Here is a 17,592-nt window from a genome sequence, read left to right as displayed (position 1 = left end):
CGTGAGCCACCGCTTGCATGCTGCGAGACGAAGTGGCGAAGTCCTCAAGGGAGCCAGAATATGACCGCAGCCAAAGTCGATGTCGTCAAGGAAGCCGCCGCGCTTCTTTCGAAGATGGGCGTTTCGTCCGAACTTTATCAGGGTGGCGATATGGCCTCCTTCAGCCCGGTGACCGGCGAGCAAGTGGCAAGCCTCAAGACCGTTTCCCCCTCCGACGTGGCGGGGATCGTCGAAAAGGCAGACGCTGCGTTCCGCGCCTGGCGTCTGGTGCCAGCGCCCCGGCGCGGTGAACTGATCCGACTGCTGGGCGAAGAACTGCGCGCCTTCAAGACCGATCTCGGTCGCCTGGTTTCGCTCGAAGCCGGCAAGATCCCGTCAGAAGGTCTGGGCGAAGTGCAGGAAATGATCGACATCTGCGATTTCGCCGTCGGCCTGTCGCGCCAGCTCTACGGCCTGACGATTGCGACTGAACGCCCCGGCCACCGCATGATGGAAACCTGGCATCCGCTCGGTGTGGTCGGCGTTATCTCCGCCTTCAACTTCCCCGTTGCCGTCTGGTCCTGGAATGCAGCGCTTGCCATCGTGTGCGGCAACTCGGTCGTTTGGAAGCCTTCGGAGAAGACGCCGCTGACGGCGCTCGCCGTGCAGGGCATCTTCGAGCGCGCCGTGGCCCGCTTTGGCGATGCGCCGGAGGGGCTAAGCCAGATCATCATCGGCGACCGTGCCGTGGGCGAAGCGCTGGTCGATCACCCGAAGGTGCCGCTGGTTTCTGCCACCGGTTCGACCCGCATGGGCCGCGATGTCGGTCCGCGCCTTGCCAAGCGCTTTGCTCGCGCCATCCTCGAGCTTGGCGGCAACAATGCCGGCATCGTCTGCCCCTCGGCTGATCTCGACATGGCGCTGCGTGCTATTGCCTTCGGCGCCATGGGAACGGCAGGGCAGCGTTGCACGACGCTGCGCCGCCTTTTCGTTCATGAGAGCGTCTACGACCAACTGGTGCCACGTTTGAAGAAAGCTTACGCATCCGTATCCGTCGGCAATCCGCTCGAAACCTCCGCACTCGTCGGCCCGTTGGTCGATAAGGCTGCGTTTGATGGAATGCAGAAGGCCCTTGCAGAGGCGAAGGCACATGGTGGTGTCGTCGCCGGTGGCGAGCGCGTCGATACCGGTGCTGCAAACGGGTATTACGTCAAGCCCGCGCTTGTTGAGATGCCGAAGCAGGTTGGTCCGGTTCTTGAAGAAACCTTCGCGCCGATCCTCTATGTGATGAAGTATTCCGATCTCGATTCGGCGATCGAAGAACACAACGCCGTTGCGGCCGGTCTATCCTCCTCCATCTTCACCAAGGACCTTCAGGAGGCGGAACGCTTTTTGGCTGCCGATGGCTCCGATTGCGGTATTGCCAATGTCAACATCGGCACCTCCGGCGCTGAAATCGGCGGCGCATTCGGCGGTGAGAAAGAAACGGGTGGTGGCCGAGAGTCCGGTTCCGACTCGTGGAAGGCGTATATGCGCCGTGCGACCAATACGGTCAACTACTCCAAAGCCCTTCCCTTAGCCCAAGGCGTATCGTTCGATATCGAGTAAGGCCACTCGATCAATTCGAAAAGTAGAAAGGCTGGCAGGAGAAGTCCCGCCAGCCTTTTATCGTTCAGCCGATTGACATCAGGCTGGCATTGCCGCCCGCCGCGGTGGTGTTGACGCTGATGGAGACTTCTTCCAGCAACCAGTTGAGATTGTAGGGCTGGCTCACGCCCTGCACCTCATCCATTGATGCCGCCTGAACCAGTACAAGCGGACCTTCCAGCGTGGCAATCCGGCTGTTTACGGCGCGAATTCGATCCGAATCCCCTTCGACAAGGGCGCCTGCGAAGGGACCTGTCCTCTGCCAATCGGCGCTCCAGGACAGCCTGTTCCTAACCGAGACCGGTGCGCCCGCCAGCGCCTCTTCCAGACCGCTATCCTTATCGACGACGATGGTGTTGCCAGTCGCAAGTGCTGCCGCAAGTTGTCGATATAAACCGTGCGTCGAAACAGGTGCGAGCAGAACCTTGCCGCGTGGATGTAGCGCATACACGTTACGCTCGCCAACTGGGCCAGCAAGCTCCGTCTCGAAGCCGAGTGCGGACGATTGGGCAGATGTCCTTGCGACTTCCGCGGCCTGCGTTTCGTTCTTGGTATCCAACCACTGTGCCAGATCGAGGACAGCCTGGTCCTTGTGCTGCCCAGTGCGTTCCACCGCCGGGGCCGCACGTGTGAGCCTGCCGAGGTAAAGCGGGCCCCCTGCCTTGGGGCCGGTGCCGGACAGACCGCGACCGCCGAAAGGTTGAACACCGACGACTGCGCCGATGATATTGCGGTTAACGTAGAGGTTGCCTGCCTTCACCCGCGACAAAACATGGGCGATGGTCGCATCGAGACGCGTATGCAGGCCGAAGGTGAGGCCATAGCCAGTCGCGTTGATATCGTCGATCAGCTGATCGAGCTTTTCACGCTTGAAGCGGATGACGTGCAGGACCGGGCCGAAAACTTCGCGCTTCAGATCGGCAAGCGACTTCAACTCGATGATGGTCGGCGACACGAAGGTGCCATTGCTATTGTCACTGACGAGCGAAATTTGCTCGATCGTGTTGCCGAGGCTGCGCATGGATTCGATGTGCTTCTCGATATTGTCCTTGGCTTCGGCGCTGATCACCGGACCGACATCGACGGAGAGTTGGTCGGTTCTGCCAATGCGCAACTCATGCAGCGCCCCCTTCAGCATCGTCAGCGTCCGATCCGCTACATCGTCCTGAAGGCATAGAACGCGAAGCGCCGAACAGCGCTGACCGGCACTGTCGAAAGCCGAGGCGATGACGTCAGCCACGACCTGTTCGGCAAGCGCCGAGGAATCGACGATCATGGCGTTCTGGCCGCCGGTTTCGGCAATGAGCGGAATGGTACGGCCTTCGCTTGAGACGCGCTCGGCAAGCTGCTTCTGGATCAGACGCGCCACTTCGGTCGAGCCGGTGAACATGACGCCAGCCGTCTGCGGGGCTGCGACCAGCTGTGCGCCCGTCTGGCCTGCACCCGGCAGGAGCTGCACGGCATCGGCAGGAATGCCGGCTTCATGCAGAAGCCGAACGCCTTCAGCCGCGATCAGCGGGGTCTCTTCCGCGGGTTTTGCCAGAACCGGGTTGCCGGCAACCAGCGCCGCCGCGACCTGGCCGATGAAGATCGCCAGCGGGAAGTTCCAGGGGCTGATGCAGACGATCGGTCCGAGCGGCTGTTGCAGGAGCCCGAATGTGTGGCGCGCTTCCGCCGCGTAATAGCGCAGGAAGTCAATGGCTTCGCGCACTTCCGCAATGGCATTGGGCGCCGATTTCCCCGCCTCGCGCATGATGAGCCCAAGCAATATTGGCATTCGTGCCTGCATGAGGTCAGCCGCTTTTTCCAGGCAATAAGCACGGGTCTCGATGCTGGACTGCGGCCAGGAAGAAGCTGCCGCAACCGCCAGGGCCTTTGAAACATCCTCTTGGGTTGGCTCGATCACGTAGCCCACAATGTCGTCGTGGTCGCCGGGATTGGTGACTGGGCGCGTATTTCCCGAGGCGTCGAGAGCGGCAGCCTTCCATTCCATCGTGACGCTGCTTGAAAACGCCTCACCGAGTTCGCGGAGCGTATTCTCATTGGCAAGATCCAGGCCGCTGGAATTGATGCGCGCGCCATAAAGCGCTTCGGGCTTGGCGATCTTGTCATGCTGTGCGCCTGGAACCGGCATCGCCTTGACGACGGTAACCGGATCTTCCAGGAGCGAATCGACAGGCACCTTCGCGTCGGCGATGCGGTTGACGAAGGAGGAATTCGCACCATTCTCCAGCAGGCGGCGGACGAGGTAAGCAAGCAGCGTCTCATGCGTGCCGACCGGCGCGTAGAAGCGGCACGGACGGTCGAGATTCTGCTTGCCGACGACTTCGCTGTAAAGTGGTTCGCCCATGCCATGCAGGCACTGGAACTCGTAGTCACCGATTTTGAAGTCAGCACCCGCCAGATGGTAGATCGTCGCCATCGATTGCGCATTGTGGGTGGCAAATTGCGGGAAGATGACGTCACGCGCAGCCAGCAGCTTTCTGGCGCAAGCTATGTAGGAGACATCCGTGTGGACTTTGCGGGTAAAGACCGGAAAGTCTTCCAGGCCATCGAGCTGCGCCCGTTTGATCTCGGCATCCCAATAGGCGCCCTTGACCAATCGCACCATGATGCGGCGATTGGCACGCCGAGCAAGATCGATGATGTAGTCGAGGACGAAGGGGCAACGGCGGCCGTAAGCCTGCACGACGAAGCCAAGGCCCGCCCAGCTTCCAAGGTCGGCATCGAGTGCCAGGGATTCTAGCAGATCGAGCGAAATTTCAAGGCGATCGGCCTCTTCGGCATCGATGTTCAGACCAATGTCGTAGCGCTTTGCCAGCAGCATCAGGGCCTTCACGCGTGGTAGAAGTTCCGCCATCACCCGCTCGCCTTGAGAGCGGGAATAGCGCGGGTGGAGGGCAGAAAGCTTGATGGAAATGCCCGGTCCGCCATAGACGCCCCGGCCTGCCGATGCCTTGCCGATGGCGTGGATCGCCTGCTCGTAGTCGCGGTAGTAGCGTTCCGCATCCTTTGCGGTCGTCGCGGCTTCTCCCAGCATATCGTAAGAGTACTGGAAGCCCTTGGCTTCAAGCGGCCGCGAGCGGCTGATGGCTTCCTCGATGGTCTGGCCTGTGACGAATTGCTCGCCCATCATGCGCATTGCCATGTCGACACCACGACGGATCACAGGCTCGCCGGCGCGGGAGATGAGCTTCGTCAGCGCGGCGGACAAACCCTTGTCGTTGACGGTCGACGTGAGCTTGCCGGTGATGACCAGACCCCAGGTCGCAGCATTCACGAAGAGCGAGCGCCCGCCGCCCAGATGTGATTTCCAGTCACCGGTTGCGATCTTGTCGCGGATCAGCGCATCGCGCGTTGCGGTGTCGGGAATACGCAAAAGCGCCTCCGCAAGACACATCAGCGCCACGCCTTCCTGGCTCGACAGTGAATATTCCTGCACCAAACCTTCTACACCGGTGCCCTTAGCTTTTGCCCGCAACGCTTCAATCAGTCTACGAGCCGTTGCGCGAATTGTTTCCGCGTCCCTGTCGCTGACCGTCGCCGCCTCCAGCAGCGGTGCCATGCATTCCGGTTCGGGACGGCGGTAGGCAGCCGTGATTGCTTGCCTCAGCGCATTATGCTCGCGGATCCCCGGTGCAAACCGGTCAAAAATCCCGCGTGGCGATGCTTCGCCCAGTGAAACGGTGGATGCAGTTCCTGCCATCGGATTGTCCCTCGATTGGACTCGTAAAAGAGATGTGGCTGTCTTCAAGCCTTCTCTATGCCTGCCCGCAGAATATCACCGGCGACAAAATTGATATGGTCTTATTTTCGAGATAAGAAAGGAAATATGATCTTATGTTTTTCATTAATTCGGGAAAAATGAATGGTTAAAATGCCAGAAACAGGTGATTTGGATCACTTCGATGTGAAGATCATCGAGGCATTGAGCGAGGAAGGTCGACTGTCCGTTCTGGAATTGTCGCGTCGCGTGGGGCTTTCGAAAACGCCCTGTCAAACAAGGCTGAAGCGTCTCGTCGATGAAGGCTATATTTTGGGGTTCCGAGCGTCGCTCAACCCGGCAAAGCTGGGACTCGACCACATCGCGTTCACGGAGGTCAAGCTCTCGGATACGCGAGAGAAGGCATTGGACGAGTTCAATGCGGCCGTGCGCAAAATAAAGGAAGTCGAGGAGTGTCACATGATTGCCGGTGCGTTCGACTATCTGCTCAAGGTTCGAACGACCGATATCCGCAAGTACCGGAGGGTTCTCGGCGAGAAGATCTCAAGCCTGCCCTGTGTCGCCAACACCTCGACATTCGTGGTGATGGAATCGGTCAAGGATACGGGGATGTAGTGGATGCCGCCAGGAGCGGCACCCATGATTTACAGGCCGATCAACGCATGGATACAGCAGCGGTGACCGCTGTCGTCTGAGCGTCTGGGCCAAACTCGTTTTCGCTTTCGATCCCAAGCAGTTCCTGAAGACGCATACGCGCACGGCTGACACGGCTTTTGATTGTTCCGACAGGGCAACCGCAAATCTCCGCAGCTTCCTCGTAGGCAAAGCCGGAGGCTCCGATCAGGAGAATGGCTTCACGCTGATCATCTGGCAGTTTCTCGAGTGCCTGGCGAAAATCATGCAGATCGACCGATCCGTGCTGTTCGGGCGGCACGGAGAGGCGCGAAGTGTAGGCGCCATCGGTGTCTTGCACTTCTCGACCAGACTTGCGGATCTGGCTGTAAAACTCGTTGCGTAGGATCGTGACGAGCCAGGCGCGCATGTTGGTTCCGGGCTGATAGCTTTCCTGCTTTGCCCAGGCCTTCATGATCGTGTCCTGGACGAGATCGTCAGCGCGATCGCGCGAACGTATCAAAGAAATTGCAAAGGCGCGAAGGTTTGGCAAAGCCGCCAGCATCTCGCGCTTGAAGTTGTGGCCGTTCGTTTCCGCGTCTTTGGTCATCATTCACCCGACGCTTTCGATTTGCGCTCAGCCTCGTCAAGCTTTTCCAGGAGATCGAGAAACTTGTCCGGGATGCCTTCTTCTTGAACGGCGTCGTAAAGCTCTCTCAGTTTCCGTGTAATGACCGCTCGTCCGGAATCGGGCACGGTTGGCCCCGCTCCGTTATCAGACGAATCCTGATCCGATTGAAACATACTCATGAGTTCGGGTATTCCTTATGTGATGCATTACAAATGCGCCTGCAAAAAAAACGTTCCAAGGGCATGGAACTTTTTTTGCAGTCATGCATTTGTTTCTCAGGTTTGCGCTGCAGGCCGCATGAACAGGGGAGTATTACATGTCCGTTTCTACACGCATCGCACCGCATCTGCCTTATCTTCGCAGGTTCGCGCGTGCTGTTTGCGGCTCTCAGTCCACGGGCGATGCCTACGTGGCGGCTAGCCTCGAGGCTCTGATCGCTGATGTCAGCATCTTCCCGAAGACGAGCAGCGATCGCGTTTCACTTTATCAATTGTTCGTATCCATCTTTAGTTCCGTGGCGATCAACATCAAAACGGACGAAAATCTGACGGGGTGGGAGAAGCGGGCTTCTGCCAATCTTTCAGCAGTTCCTGCCATGCCAAGAAAAGCCTTCCTGTTGACCACGGTTGAAGAGTTCTCTCCGGCTGAAGCAGCCGAAGTCCTTCAGGTTCCGGAAAGCGAAATTGGCAAGCTCATCGACGAGGCCGCCTCTGAGATCGCGCGCCAGGTAGCGACCGATATCATGATCATCGAGGACGAACCGTTGATCGCGATGGATATCGAGCAGATGGTCACAGATCTTGGCCACAACGTTACCGGTATAGCCCGTACCCACAAGGAAGCGCTTGAGCTGTTCCATCGCACCCAGCCCAAGATGATCCTTGCCGATATTCAATTGGCCGATGGCAGCTCCGGTCTTGACGCCATGAACGACATTCTTCAAATGACGACGCTGCCGGTGATCTTCATCACCGCTTTCCCAGAGCGTCTGCTGACGGGAGAGCGTCCAGAACCAACCTTCCTCGTGACCAAGCCGTTCAACCCGGATATGGTCAAAGCGTTGATCAGTCAGGCTCTATTCTTCAACGAAAGTTCACGTGTTGCCGCGTAATCCATGCTGAAAGTGGTCATAGCCCGCAACTCTTGTGTTCGCCGGGCGTTTGACGCACGAATGGTCGGCGTGAGCGCGTATGCGCTCGACGTCGTTTCCCGCTAGGAGATCAAATTGCATCGGCTCGCGTGGCACAATAGAGACCGGAACGAAGGTGAATTGCACGATTTGCTGGTGTTGGCTTTGCTCGACTCCGGCGAAACTGTGATGCTGCAGGACCGTGATCGCGACTATATCTTTATCGCCAACCTGCCGGATGTCTGGAACCTTCCGAACGAGAATGACGCAGGTCCGACTGACAGCAATATTTTCGGCAAGGAGTTGGCGCAGCGCCTGTCGGAGTTGAAGAAAGATCTGAATGCGGCGGGTACCCGCGGCACGCTTGAAGTCATGGCTGGAAAAGACAGGATCTTCCAGTTCCATGTGTATTCCACCGTCAATATGGCGGGTCAGCGGGTATTGAAGACCACGATACGTGAAGTGACCGTCGAGCGTCGCCGGGAACAGTTGTTGCGCTCTCTCCTGCGTGAAGTCAGCCACCGATCCAAGAATCTGCTGGCGATCATTCAAAGCCTATCCGCTCAGACTGCGCGTTTCAGCTTCACCAAAGAAGATTTCCTGAGGAAATTTAGAGGACGGCTGCACGCACTTGCCCAGTCCCAAGATCTGATTACCGATTCGGATTGGCGAGGCGCGGAGATTTTTGACTTGCTGAAGCAACAGTCGGATCTCTATCTTCCGGAATATCCTCACCTTGTTCAGGTCAAGGGCGAGAATCTTCTACTCAACCCCAATGGCGCGCTTTATGTCGGCCTTGCGTTCCACGAACTCGTCGTCAACACCGTAAGCCACAGCCCCAATCTCGCGCTTCATCTACCCATCACGCTGGAATGCCGGCGTGATGATGATGTATTCGAGGTGCGTTGGAACGAACCGCTAACTCGGACGGATATTCCCGTCTCCGAGGAAGCCGATCGTCGAAGCAATTTCGGTAGTGTCGTTCTCGAAAAAGTCGTTCCTGCAGCACTTGCAGGGGAAGCGCATTATAACGTCTCGGCGGACGAAGTGGGATACCTCCTACGGTTTCCTGCGCCAGCGGCTTCGTAAAGCGTCTAACTTCCAGATGCACAGGTTCTACTTCGAGCAGCGTCTCCGAGGCCCAACACCCTCAAGCGCTGGTCGAATTCGAAGGATGTCATTTCAACTTAGAATGATTGTGATCGATAAATCTAGCCGTTGAAGACGTCTAGAGCATCTCAACGTTCCGACAGAGGATGAGATCGCGTTAAAACGGTGAAGTTCGTTGCTGGCGCTAGAAAAGAAAAGCACGGCTCTAGGGGAAGAGCCGTGCTATTCAGGTGCAGGTTTTCAGGGGCAAAACCTGCGATGCCAAGCCTCTAGGCGGGGACGGGGGAATGGCTTGGCTCGCTTGAAAAACGTTGCTGACGGTTCTTTGTTCCACTTTTTTTTAAGGCCGATTTTCGACCCTGCCGCGCTTCATTTGAACAGGCGTTTGACAGGCGCCGTCATCGTCCAGCTAAAGCCGCTTGGTGCATAATCAACTGACACGATGCCAGAAAATGCGCTTTCCGCGTGGCGTTGTATGATGGTTGTGCCGAATCCACGTCTCGAAGGCGGACTTGCTGCTGGTCCACCGGTTTCGATCCATTCCATTCTGACCTTAGCATCGTCGGATGGGTCTTTAGACCATTGTAGACGAACCCGACCTTCCGGCACCGAGAGCGCACCATATTTTATGGAGTTGGTGCTGAGCTCATGAAAGACCAGGCCCAGATTTTGTGCGGCCTCCGGAGAAAGAAGGAAGTCCTCGCCAGAAAGCTCAACCTGTTGGGCCGTCTTGCCGAAAACGTCGAGATGGCCCTTAATCAGCCGATGGATTGGCAAGCCTTCCCACTGGACCTCGGCAAGGGCAGAAATGGACATGGCCAGGCCGCGAAGCCTGTGATCGACTTCCTTCTGCAGCTCCGCAACCGTCGTGTTTTCCCGCGCCAGTTGGCGCATCATCGCTTGAACGAGGGTCAGCATGTTTTTCGACCGATGAACCAGTTCATGTAGAATGAGCTGGTTGCGATCCTCGGCTTGACTGCGATCGAAGGAGGCATTCGAAAGCGCGATTCCAACCTGGTTGAGTTCCACGACGTTGGTTTCTACGCGAGATACGATCTCGCCGGCGCCTATCCGTTCGGCAACCGTCACGAGTTGATCGACCGATCTACGCAGTTGCCTGCCGACGAGATAGGTGCCAAGTACCGCAACCAAAACGATTGCCAAGCTGCCGATCAACATTTGTCGCCATGTACTGCGCAAGGCAGAATCACTTCGGTCGATCGCTCCCGACACGATGGCTTTCCATGGCCAGCCGGGAAGCTGTGCATAGGCATAAATGTTGTTGTGCGCGTCTGTGAAACTTCCGCTGAAAGCCGCTATGTTTGAGGTCAACTCTGCCGGTTCGTAGGCTGCGCCGGACCCGGTTCTCTGCAAATTGCTGGAGATCACAACCCGCCCATCATTGTCCAGAACGGCGGCAGACCATCCGTTAGGTATCGCATCCGTAGAAATGAGGTTCGACAGATCCCGTGCCGATTGGGTGACCATCAATACATCGCCGGCGGCGGAAAGTTGCCGAGGCAAGGGAAGCGTAACGGTAAAGACCCATTCCTTCCTGTTCTCTGCATAAAAGATGTTGGAAAGCGTCACACGCTTGGCATCGATTGCGGCTTGGACACCGGCTGCTTCAGGAACTTTGCCGAGTGGTTGCCCATAGGGCAGGCGGGTATTGACCTTCTCCATCCCATCGCGTGTCGCAACGACGACGTAGATTTCTCTTTTTCGTAGGCTCTCGCTGACGCGTTGGTGGAAGCTGGCGAGATCGCCATTTTCCAGTTCTGGAAATTGCGCCAGAAGATTGAGTGTCGTGCTCATTTCCTGCAGACGCCGCTCAACGTTGCGGCTGATGGCGCGGGCGTCATCGACAGCCTCGCGCTGCAAATCCTCACGCTCATCCGCCTCCAGGCGCAGCATGAGGTAGCCAGCAAACACGATCAGCGGAAGTGTCACCAGCGTCGTCATGATGACGATGTAGGTGCCTATTGATGCAGTGGGAGACAGTCTGGCAAGGAATGCTCTGAACCTTGAAATCGTAACGCCCCTAGAAGTGCATGCTTGCTGAAATTCCAGCGATAATACGCCTCTATTTTCGGCACACAATGCTGTTTGCGATCCTGTGTGCCGCTATCTGTCGCATATTTTTTGATTTTCACCCTTTGTTGATCGGGCAGAAATCTCGGAACAATCTTCGCTGTCCTGCCGTTTGCCAGACGAACAGGTTGACCAAACAGACAGATACACTGTCACCAACCGGTTTTAGAGACGATGAAAGGAAGGTACGATATGAAGAAGACTCTGACCCTGATCGCGACGGCCGCCCTTATGGGTTCTACAGCGTTCGCACCGCTAGCCATCGCCCAAGACGCAAATCCGCCAGCAGCCGGTACCACGGCTCCTGCGAGCCCGAATGCAACACCTGCCATGCCAGCAACCCCTGGCGCGACGACAGTTGACTCAGGCGCTGCATCCGGCTCCTATCTGACCGAACAGGCTGCCAATCAGATCAGCGCAAATGATTACATCGGCAACTCCGTCTATACCTCCGCAGACGAGAGCATTGGTAACGTAACCAACCTCATCCTGGAAGAAAACGGCGGCATCGTCGCAGCTGTAGTTGGCGTCGGCGGCTTCCTTGGAATTGGCGCGAAAGACGTCGCAGTGCCAATGGACAAGATTACTGTCACTCGCGACACCAACAATGGCACCGTTCGTCTGACGACCACGGAGACTGCGGAATCGCTGAAGTCTGCGCCGGAGTTCATGACCTTGAAGGACAAGAACGCTAACGCGAGCACCGCTACACCGGCTGCTACAGATACCACGCAGACAGGCGCGACCAAACCCTGATCCTTTACGGGAGAGGAGAGAGTTGGAGCATGACGCTTCATCTCGGAACACCGGCCTAACGGCCGGTGTTTTTACGTTTAAGGCACTTCCCGCTGAAGCGGAACTGATGACGCGCCAAGAAGATATTGAGACATAAAGATGCAGGGCATTCCCGGTGATTGCGCAATCGCCGGGAATGCCTGAAACTTACAGTTCGGCGTTGTGCGCAGAATGCCAGCGCCACGCGGAAGAAATAATATCTTTGAGCGAATACTTCGGCTCCCAGCCGAGTACGTCCCTAGCCTTGTCGTTATTGGCAACGAGCGTAGTGGAATCGCCTTCCCGCCTGTCAGCAAAATCGACTGGGAAAGGTCGGCCCGACACTTCGGAGATCGCATTCAGCAACTCCTTCACTGTCGTTCCAGTACCGGTGCCGAGATTGAGCTCCACGGTGTCACCGCCTGCCAGCAAGTAATCCACGGCACGGACATGGGCATCGGCAAGATCCAGGATATGTATGTAGTCGCGTACACAAGTGCCGTCGCGCGTGTCGTAATCTGTGCCGAACACCTTAAAGCCTTGTCGACGGCCAAGTGCCGCCTCAATGGCCAAAGGTATCGCATGAGTTTCCGGCTTGTGCCACTCACCGATACGCCCTTCGAAATCCGCGCCCGCCGCATTGAAATAGCGAAGCATGACCGACTTCAACTCGTTGTAGGTGCTGAAATCTTTCAACGCCTGTTCTACGATCCACTTCGTCCTGCCGTATGGATTGATCGGTGCTTGACGGTGGCTTTCATCAAGTGGCACGCGTTCTGGCAGTCCATAGGTTGCGCAGGTCGATGAAAAGACGAAGGCCTTTACTCCAGCCTCCATCGTGGCGGACAAGAGTGTAAGAGCGCCCACCACGTTGTTGTCGTAGAATGCCACGGGATTCTTGACGGATTCTCCGACCTCTATCAGAGCGGCAAAATGAAGAACGGCCACGGGCTTATGCCTGGCGAAGACCTCATCCAGTCGTACTCGGTCGCGAATATCGCCCTGTTCGAAAGGCCCCCAGCGGACAAACTCTTCATGACCGTTGGAAAGATTATCGAAGACAACGGGTTCATAACCCCTTTCCGCAAGGAGAAGGCAGGTGTGGGACCCGATATAACCAGCCCCACCGACAACAAGAACTTTCTGGCGCATCCAAAATCCTTCCGTAAAATGACGGTTGGAAACTGCCTATCATTTTGTCGACAGAAGGGCAGGCGGTAGCCTAGGAAATAAATGCGGGAAGCACATGCCACATTCAAGTGCCATGTGCTCGGTTTAGATGAAGCGTCGAAATCTTCACTTTTTGCGGACAGTAACCCGCGTAGTGATGAAGCCAAGCGCCATCGCGATCAAAAGAGCAGTGTAGGGGCGCTTGCCCAACGCGCCGGCCGCCACTGCTTCCACTGCAAGAGGAGCGGCAGCAAGCGGTGACGCCACGGGTGTGCGGTAGGCACGAGGTCTGCGCGATACTGCCAGCGCAACAAGCATGATCACCCCTAGAAGAAAGGCAATCCCCGCGATAACAAGTGCCGCTGGTCCTGCTCCGATTTCCCTCGCGAGATAGATCGATCCGCCGATACCGCCAGCGATAACCGCGATCAGAAAAAAGAAGGCGGCAAGAACCCTAAGCACGATTGCGCTTTTGATGCGCCGCGTCACGAAGGTGCCTTCACGCTGTGTATCGCCTAGATAGAGCAAAAATGCTTGAAGCATGTCTGCGCCTTATTTACGCGTGACGAGTGCGAGAAGGAAGCCGGTCGCAACGGCGATGCCGAGAGACTGGAGGGGGTTCCGCTGAACCTGGTAGACTAGATTGTCATTGAGGGTCTGGATTTCGTCTCTAACCGCGTGAACCGTCTGCTCGGACTTCGCCATGGCGTCGTCTGCAACGCGCGATGCCTGCGCCTTGACCTCATGGGAAACGCCGACGCCAAGTGCCTTGACGCTTCTTGCGAGGTTGGACAGGTCATCGCGCAGCTGGGAGAGCTGTGCAGAGACGTCCTCAGCCTCAGCGCTGTTGAGGGTTTCGCGTACCTTGTCTTCAACGTTGCGAACGCTTGCCATGTTCAATCCTTTTCTGAAGTGTCAAATTTCGCCTGACTTCCAAACGTGGCGCTTGGACTTTTGTTCCCGATGTCTGCGAAATCCGTTCTGTGAATCTTCGCAATTGTTACCGACAGGTTTGTTTTCCTGTCACAAGCATCATATAAGGCCGGAAAAATGATCTCATGATCTCTATCAATTGGACGATGCGACTGGCCGATGCTGCAGACACCTTACTACCTGATCGACAAGACCAAGCTTCTTCGCAACATGGAGAAGATCGCCTATGTGCGCGAAAAATCCGGCGCCAAGGCGCTTCTTGCACTCAAGTGTTTCGCGACATGGTCGGTCTTCGATTTCATGGCGCAGTACATGGACGGCACGACGTCATCATCGCTTTACGAAGTGCGTCTGGGACATGAGAAATTCGGCGGCGAGACCCACGCTTATTCGGTCGCCTATGCCGATTACGAGATCGACGAGGTCGTCTCTCACGCCGACAAGATCATCTTCAATTCCATAGGGCAACTGGAACGCTTTGCCGACAAGGCGTCCGGCATCGTTCGTGGTCTGCGTCTCAATCCGCAAGTGAGTTCTTCCACCTTCGATCTGGCAGACCCCGCGCGCCCGTTTAGCCGTTTGGGCGAATGGGATGTAGCTAAGGTCGAGAAGGTCATGGACCGCATCTCCGGCTTCATGATCCACAACAACTGTGAAAACAACGATTTCGGTCTTTTCGATAAGATGCTTGGCCAGATCGAGGAGAAGTTCGGTTCACTTTTGTCGCGCGCAGAATGGGTCAGCCTTGGTGGCGGCATTCACTTCACCGGCGAGAACTACCCACTCGACCAGTTCTGTGAACGCCTGAAGCAGTTCTCCGAAAAATACGACGTGCAAGTCTATCTTGAACCGGGCGAAGCTTCGATTACCAAGAGCACGACGCTGGAAGTGTCGGTTCTGGATACGCTCTACAATGGCAAGAACCTGGCTATTGTCGACAGCTCTATCGAAGCCCATATGCTGGATCTCCTGATCTATCGCGAAAACGCGAAGGTTGCGCCCAACGAGGGCGAGCATTCCTATATGGTATGCGGCAAATCCTGCCTCGCAGGCGATGTCTTCGGCGAGTTCAAGTTTGCAAACGAACTCAAGGTCGGTGATCGCGTCTCCTTTCAGGATGCGGCGGGATACACCATGGTCAAGAAGAACTGGTTCAACGGCGTAAAGATGCCGGCGATCGCCATCAAGGAACTGGACGGCAGCATTCGCACCGTCCGCGAATTCGACTTTGTCGACTATCAGCAAAGTCTGTCGTAACAGCGCGCTCTGAGAGGCGCATGTAGCACCGTTACTCAACAAGCCATCCCTGCGGGGAAAAGGAGGCATCACCTGAAATGAAGAAGAACGTTCTCATCATCGGCGCCGGTGGCGTAGCACAGGTCGTGGCGCATAAGTGCGCCCAGAATAGCGATGTATTGGGAGACATTCATATTGCGTCACGCACTGTCGATAAGTGCCGCAAGATTGTCGAATCCGTACGTGAAAAGAAGAGCCTCAAGACCGAGGTAAAACTTGAAGCCCATGCGCTGGACGCGATGGATATTGAGGCCACGAAGGCCTTGATAGAAAAGACCGGTGTCCAGATCGTCATCAACGTCGGTTCGGCATTCGTCAACATGTCCGTTCTTCAGGCCTGCATGGATACAGGCGTTGCCTATATGGATACCGCGATCCACGAGGATCCGACAAAGATCTGCGAGACGCCACCGTGGTACGGAAACTACGAATGGAAGCGCGCCGCGGAATGCAAGAAAAAGGGCGTCACTGCCATTCTGGGCGTGGGCTTCGATCCAGGTGTCGTCAACGCCTACGCGCGCCTGGCCAAGGATGAGTATTTCGACAAAGTGACGTCGGTCGATATTGTCGATATCAATGCCGGAAGCCACGGTCGTTGGTTCTCCACCAACTTCGATCCGGAAATCAATTTCCGCGAATTCACCGGCGTCGTTTACTCCTGGCAGAATGGCCAGTGGCAGACAAACCAGATGTTTGAAGTCGGCCAGGAATTCGATCTGCCCGTTGTCGGTAAGCAAAAAGCCTACATGACCGGTCACGATGAAGTGCATTCGCTCTCCAAGAACATGGACGGCGCGGACGTGCGTTTCTGGATGGGCTTTGGCGACCATTACATCAACGTCTTCACCGTCTTGAAAAACCTCGGCCTTCTCTCCGAAAAGCCGGTCAAGACTGCCGAAGGTCTGGAAGTAGTGCCGCTGAAGGTCGTCAAGGCCGTGCTGCCCGATCCGTCTTCACTGGCTCCAGATTATGTCGGCAAGACCTGCATCGGAGATATCGTCAAGGGAACGAAGGACGGCAAAGAGCGGGAAGTCTTTATCTATAACGTGGCCGATCACAAGGACGCTTACGAGGAAGTCGGCTCACAGGGTATTTCCTATACGGCAGGCGTTCCCCCCGTTGCGGCCGCGATGCTGATCGCGTCTGGCGAGTGGGATGTGAAACAGATGGCAAATGTCGAGGAGCTGCCACCGCAGCCATTCCTAAATATCCTCAACAAGATCGGTCTTCCAAGCCGTATCAAGGACGAGAACGGCGATCGCGCTCTGACCTTCTGAGCTTTCTCGCGATCTAGAGCGGTTCACCATTTTTCTGAATCGATTTGGATTCCCAAATCAGTTTTGTTCTGATTCACTGATGCTGGCTGGACGGAGGCCAGCATCCAATGACCGCACCGATATCAAATGATCTTCGTGAGCGTGTTGTCGCTGCTGTGTCGAGCGGCGAGAGCATTCGTGCCGTGGCTGCGCGCTTTGAAGTAGCCGCCTCTTCCGTGGTGAAGTGGTCGCAGCGCCATCGTGCGACTGGATCGGTTCGCCCTGCCAAGATGGGTGGTTATCGAAAGCGTATACTTGAGCCGCATCGTGACTTCATTGCCGAGCGGCTCGCTCAAAATCCACATCTGACGCTCCATGGCCTAAAGGCGGAACTGTCATCGCGAGGTATTCGCGTCTCCCATAATGCGATTTGGGAATTCCTCCGCAGCGAAGGACTGCGCTTCAAAAAAAACGCTGTTTGCCCTTGAGCAGGCGCGTGCCGATGTGGCTCGCAGACGACAGCGATGGATGACTTTGCAGCATCACCTTGATCCCGAACGGCTGGTCTTTATCGATGAGACCTGGATCAAGACCAACATGACCCCCATCAGAGGCTGGGGACCAAAAGGCACGCGTCTGCGGGCCTTTGCGCCGCACGGGCACTGGCGCACCATGACATTCCTCGGGGCCTTGAGAAATGATCGGCTGACAGCACCTTGCGTCTTTGACGGGCCGATCAACGGCCAGTGCTTCCGCGCCTATGTCGAACAGCAGTTGGTGCCCATTCTAAAGCCCGGCGATATCGTCATCATGGACAATCTCGGCAGCCACAAGGCAGCCGCCATCCACAGCGCCATCAAAGCCGCCGGTGCGAGGCTCTGGTTCCTGCCGCCCTATTCGCCCGACCTCAATCCCATCGAACAGGCCTTCTCAAAGATAAAGCACTGGATGCGTCATGCGCAGAAACGGACAATGGAAGAGACATGGCGACATATCGGCGCGCTCGTCCAAACAATCCAACCAGACGAATGCGCAAACTATCTCCAAAACGCAGGGTATGTTTCCGTCAAAAGGTGAAAAGCTCTAAACGACAAAGTCCCGCTTCGTGCGGGACTCAGACCGCTGACAAACCCGTCGATTTTTCGGCGGGTTTTTCTGTTTTAGGATGATGCTGTTTGTTGATCTGCGTGTGCGACGGTGAATGGGAGACAAGTTGAGGCTGATCGCCTCATCCCCACGC

At 56.4% G+C, this 17,592-nt stretch carries 15 protein-coding genes; 8 read left to right on the top strand and 7 right to left on the bottom strand.

All coding sequences use genetic code 11. The features are described 5' to 3' along the window. Positions 1–60: 60 nt before the first annotated feature. On the top strand, positions 61–1,587 hold the full coding sequence (locus QZ869_RS04640) for an aldehyde dehydrogenase family protein (RefSeq protein WP_296017814.1): 1,527 nt from the start codon (positions 61–63) through the stop codon (positions 1,585–1,587). 64 nt (positions 1,588–1,651) lie between these two features. On the opposite strand, the gene putA is transcribed toward QZ869_RS04640, so the two are convergent. After that, positions 1,652–5,332 (bottom strand): trifunctional transcriptional regulator/proline dehydrogenase/L-glutamate gamma-semialdehyde dehydrogenase, encoded by a 3,681-nt coding sequence (putA, locus tag QZ869_RS04635; protein ID WP_296102780.1) that lies wholly within the window; start codon positions 5,330–5,332, stop codon positions 1,652–1,654. A gap of 171 nt (positions 5,333–5,503) precedes the next feature. Between putA and QZ869_RS04630 the strand changes: the two genes are divergently transcribed. Then, complete coding sequence (locus tag QZ869_RS04630; RefSeq protein ID WP_296035800.1) at positions 5,504–5,965, top strand: Lrp/AsnC ligand binding domain-containing protein; 462 nt, start codon at positions 5,504–5,506, stop codon at positions 5,963–5,965. A gap of 40 nt (positions 5,966–6,005) precedes the next feature. On the opposite strand, the gene QZ869_RS04625 is transcribed toward QZ869_RS04630, so the two are convergent. Together QZ869_RS04625 and QZ869_RS04620 are read right to left on the bottom strand one after the other, a co-directional pair. Then, on the bottom strand, positions 6,006–6,575 hold the full coding sequence (locus tag QZ869_RS04625) for a sigma-70 family RNA polymerase sigma factor (protein ID WP_296017811.1): 570 nt from the start codon (positions 6,573–6,575) through the stop codon (positions 6,006–6,008). Next, complete coding sequence (locus QZ869_RS04620) at positions 6,572–6,772, bottom strand: NepR family anti-sigma factor (RefSeq protein WP_296017809.1); 201 nt, start codon at positions 6,770–6,772, stop codon at positions 6,572–6,574. Before QZ869_RS04620 ends, QZ869_RS04625 begins: the two co-directional genes overlap by 4 nt. 137 nt (positions 6,773–6,909) lie before the next feature. On the opposite strand from QZ869_RS04620, the gene QZ869_RS04615 reads away from it, so the two are divergent. Next, a complete protein-coding gene (locus tag QZ869_RS04615) occupies positions 6,910–7,704 on the top strand; it encodes a response regulator (RefSeq protein WP_296017806.1) in 795 nt (264 codons plus the stop codon). 114 nt (positions 7,705–7,818) lie between these two features. Continuing rightward, entirely contained in the window at positions 7,819–8,811 is a 993-nt protein-coding gene (locus tag QZ869_RS04610) for a sensor histidine kinase (RefSeq protein WP_296102778.1), read from the top strand. Between the two features lie 390 nt (positions 8,812–9,201). On the opposite strand, the gene QZ869_RS04605 is transcribed toward QZ869_RS04610, so the two are convergent. Beyond that, the gene (locus QZ869_RS04605) at positions 9,202–10,782 is read right to left on the bottom strand and encodes a sensor histidine kinase (protein WP_296102775.1); all 1,581 of its coding nucleotides are present in this window, start codon (positions 10,780–10,782) and stop codon (positions 9,202–9,204) included. A gap of 333 nt (positions 10,783–11,115) precedes the next feature. Here QZ869_RS04605 and QZ869_RS04600 point away from each other — a divergent pair, with 333 nt between their 5' ends. Next, positions 11,116–11,679 carry a PRC-barrel domain-containing protein gene (locus QZ869_RS04600; protein WP_296102772.1) on the top strand — a complete coding sequence of 188 codons (564 nt, stop codon included), beginning with the start codon at positions 11,116–11,118 and terminating at the stop codon, positions 11,677–11,679. Between the two features lie 186 nt (positions 11,680–11,865). Here the strand turns inward: QZ869_RS04600 and galE are convergent, their stop codons facing one another. The 3 genes from galE to QZ869_RS04585 all read right to left on the bottom strand — a co-directional run bounded on the left by galE (position 11,866) and on the right by QZ869_RS04585 (position 13,761). Further along, positions 11,866–12,849, bottom strand: coding sequence for a UDP-glucose 4-epimerase GalE (gene galE, locus QZ869_RS04595; protein WP_296102770.1), 984 nt, complete (start codon positions 12,847–12,849; stop codon positions 11,866–11,868). Positions 12,850–12,993: 144 nt separating this feature from the next. Then, a complete protein-coding gene (locus QZ869_RS04590) occupies positions 12,994–13,410 on the bottom strand; it encodes a hypothetical protein (protein WP_296102767.1) in 417 nt (138 codons plus the stop codon). Positions 13,411–13,419: 9 nt separating this feature from the next. Then, entirely contained in the window at positions 13,420–13,761 is a 342-nt protein-coding gene (locus QZ869_RS04585; protein WP_296017792.1) for a DUF883 domain-containing protein, read from the bottom strand. A gap of 198 nt (positions 13,762–13,959) precedes the next feature. On the opposite strand from QZ869_RS04585, the gene nspC reads away from it, so the two are divergent. From nspC to QZ869_RS04570, 3 genes are all read left to right on the top strand, one after another. Then, positions 13,960–15,057 (top strand): carboxynorspermidine decarboxylase, encoded by a 1,098-nt coding sequence (gene nspC, locus QZ869_RS04580; RefSeq protein ID WP_296083552.1) that lies wholly within the window; start codon positions 13,960–13,962, stop codon positions 15,055–15,057. Positions 15,058–15,134: 77 nt separating this feature from the next. After that, positions 15,135–16,373 carry a saccharopine dehydrogenase family protein gene (locus tag QZ869_RS04575; protein ID WP_296102765.1) on the top strand — a complete coding sequence of 413 codons (1,239 nt, stop codon included), beginning with the start codon at positions 15,135–15,137 and terminating at the stop codon, positions 16,371–16,373. 107 nt (positions 16,374–16,480) lie between these two features. Beyond that, positions 16,481–17,429, top strand: a protein-coding gene (locus QZ869_RS04570) for an IS630 family transposase (RefSeq protein ID WP_296102763.1) whose coding sequence is annotated in 2 segments (ribosomal slippage) — positions 16,481–16,816 and positions 16,818–17,429 — 948 coding nt in all. Because the reading frame shifts where the segments join, the coding sequence is not laid out codon by codon here. The last annotated feature ends 163 nt before the right edge of the window (positions 17,430–17,592 follow it).

The organism is uncultured Agrobacterium sp. (assembly GCF_913777885.1).
Classification (GTDB): Bacteria; Pseudomonadota; Alphaproteobacteria; order Rhizobiales; family Rhizobiaceae; genus Agrobacterium.
This window is presented reverse-complemented; position numbering and strand designations above follow the sequence as displayed.

Excerpts from the sequence above, each read along its gene's own strand:
- QZ869_RS04640 (WP_296017814.1), top strand. The coding sequence starts at position 61 with ATGACCGCAGCCAAAGTCGATGTCGTCAAGGAAGCCGCCGCGCTTCTT.
- putA (WP_296102780.1), bottom strand. The coding sequence starts at position 5,332 with ATGGCAGGAACTGCATCCACCGTTTCACTGGGCGAAGCATCGCCACGC.
- QZ869_RS04630 (WP_296035800.1), top strand. The coding sequence starts at position 5,504 with ATGCCAGAAACAGGTGATTTGGATCACTTCGATGTGAAGATCATCGAG.
- QZ869_RS04625 (WP_296017811.1), bottom strand. The coding sequence starts at position 6,575 with ATGATGACCAAAGACGCGGAAACGAACGGCCACAACTTCAAGCGCGAG.
- QZ869_RS04620 (WP_296017809.1), bottom strand. The coding sequence starts at position 6,772 with ATGAGTATGTTTCAATCGGATCAGGATTCGTCTGATAACGGAGCGGGG.
- QZ869_RS04615 (WP_296017806.1), top strand. The coding sequence starts at position 6,910 with ATGTCCGTTTCTACACGCATCGCACCGCATCTGCCTTATCTTCGCAGG.
- QZ869_RS04600 (WP_296102772.1), top strand. The coding sequence starts at position 11,116 with ATGAAGAAGACTCTGACCCTGATCGCGACGGCCGCCCTTATGGGTTCT.
- galE (WP_296102770.1), bottom strand. The coding sequence starts at position 12,849 with ATGCGCCAGAAAGTTCTTGTTGTCGGTGGGGCTGGTTATATCGGGTCC.
- QZ869_RS04590 (WP_296102767.1), bottom strand. The coding sequence starts at position 13,410 with ATGCTTCAAGCATTTTTGCTCTATCTAGGCGATACACAGCGTGAAGGC.
- QZ869_RS04585 (WP_296017792.1), bottom strand. The coding sequence starts at position 13,761 with ATGGCAAGCGTTCGCAACGTTGAAGACAAGGTACGCGAAACCCTCAAC.
- nspC (WP_296083552.1), top strand. The coding sequence starts at position 13,960 with ATGCTGCAGACACCTTACTACCTGATCGACAAGACCAAGCTTCTTCGC.
- QZ869_RS04575 (WP_296102765.1), top strand. The coding sequence starts at position 15,135 with ATGAAGAAGAACGTTCTCATCATCGGCGCCGGTGGCGTAGCACAGGTC.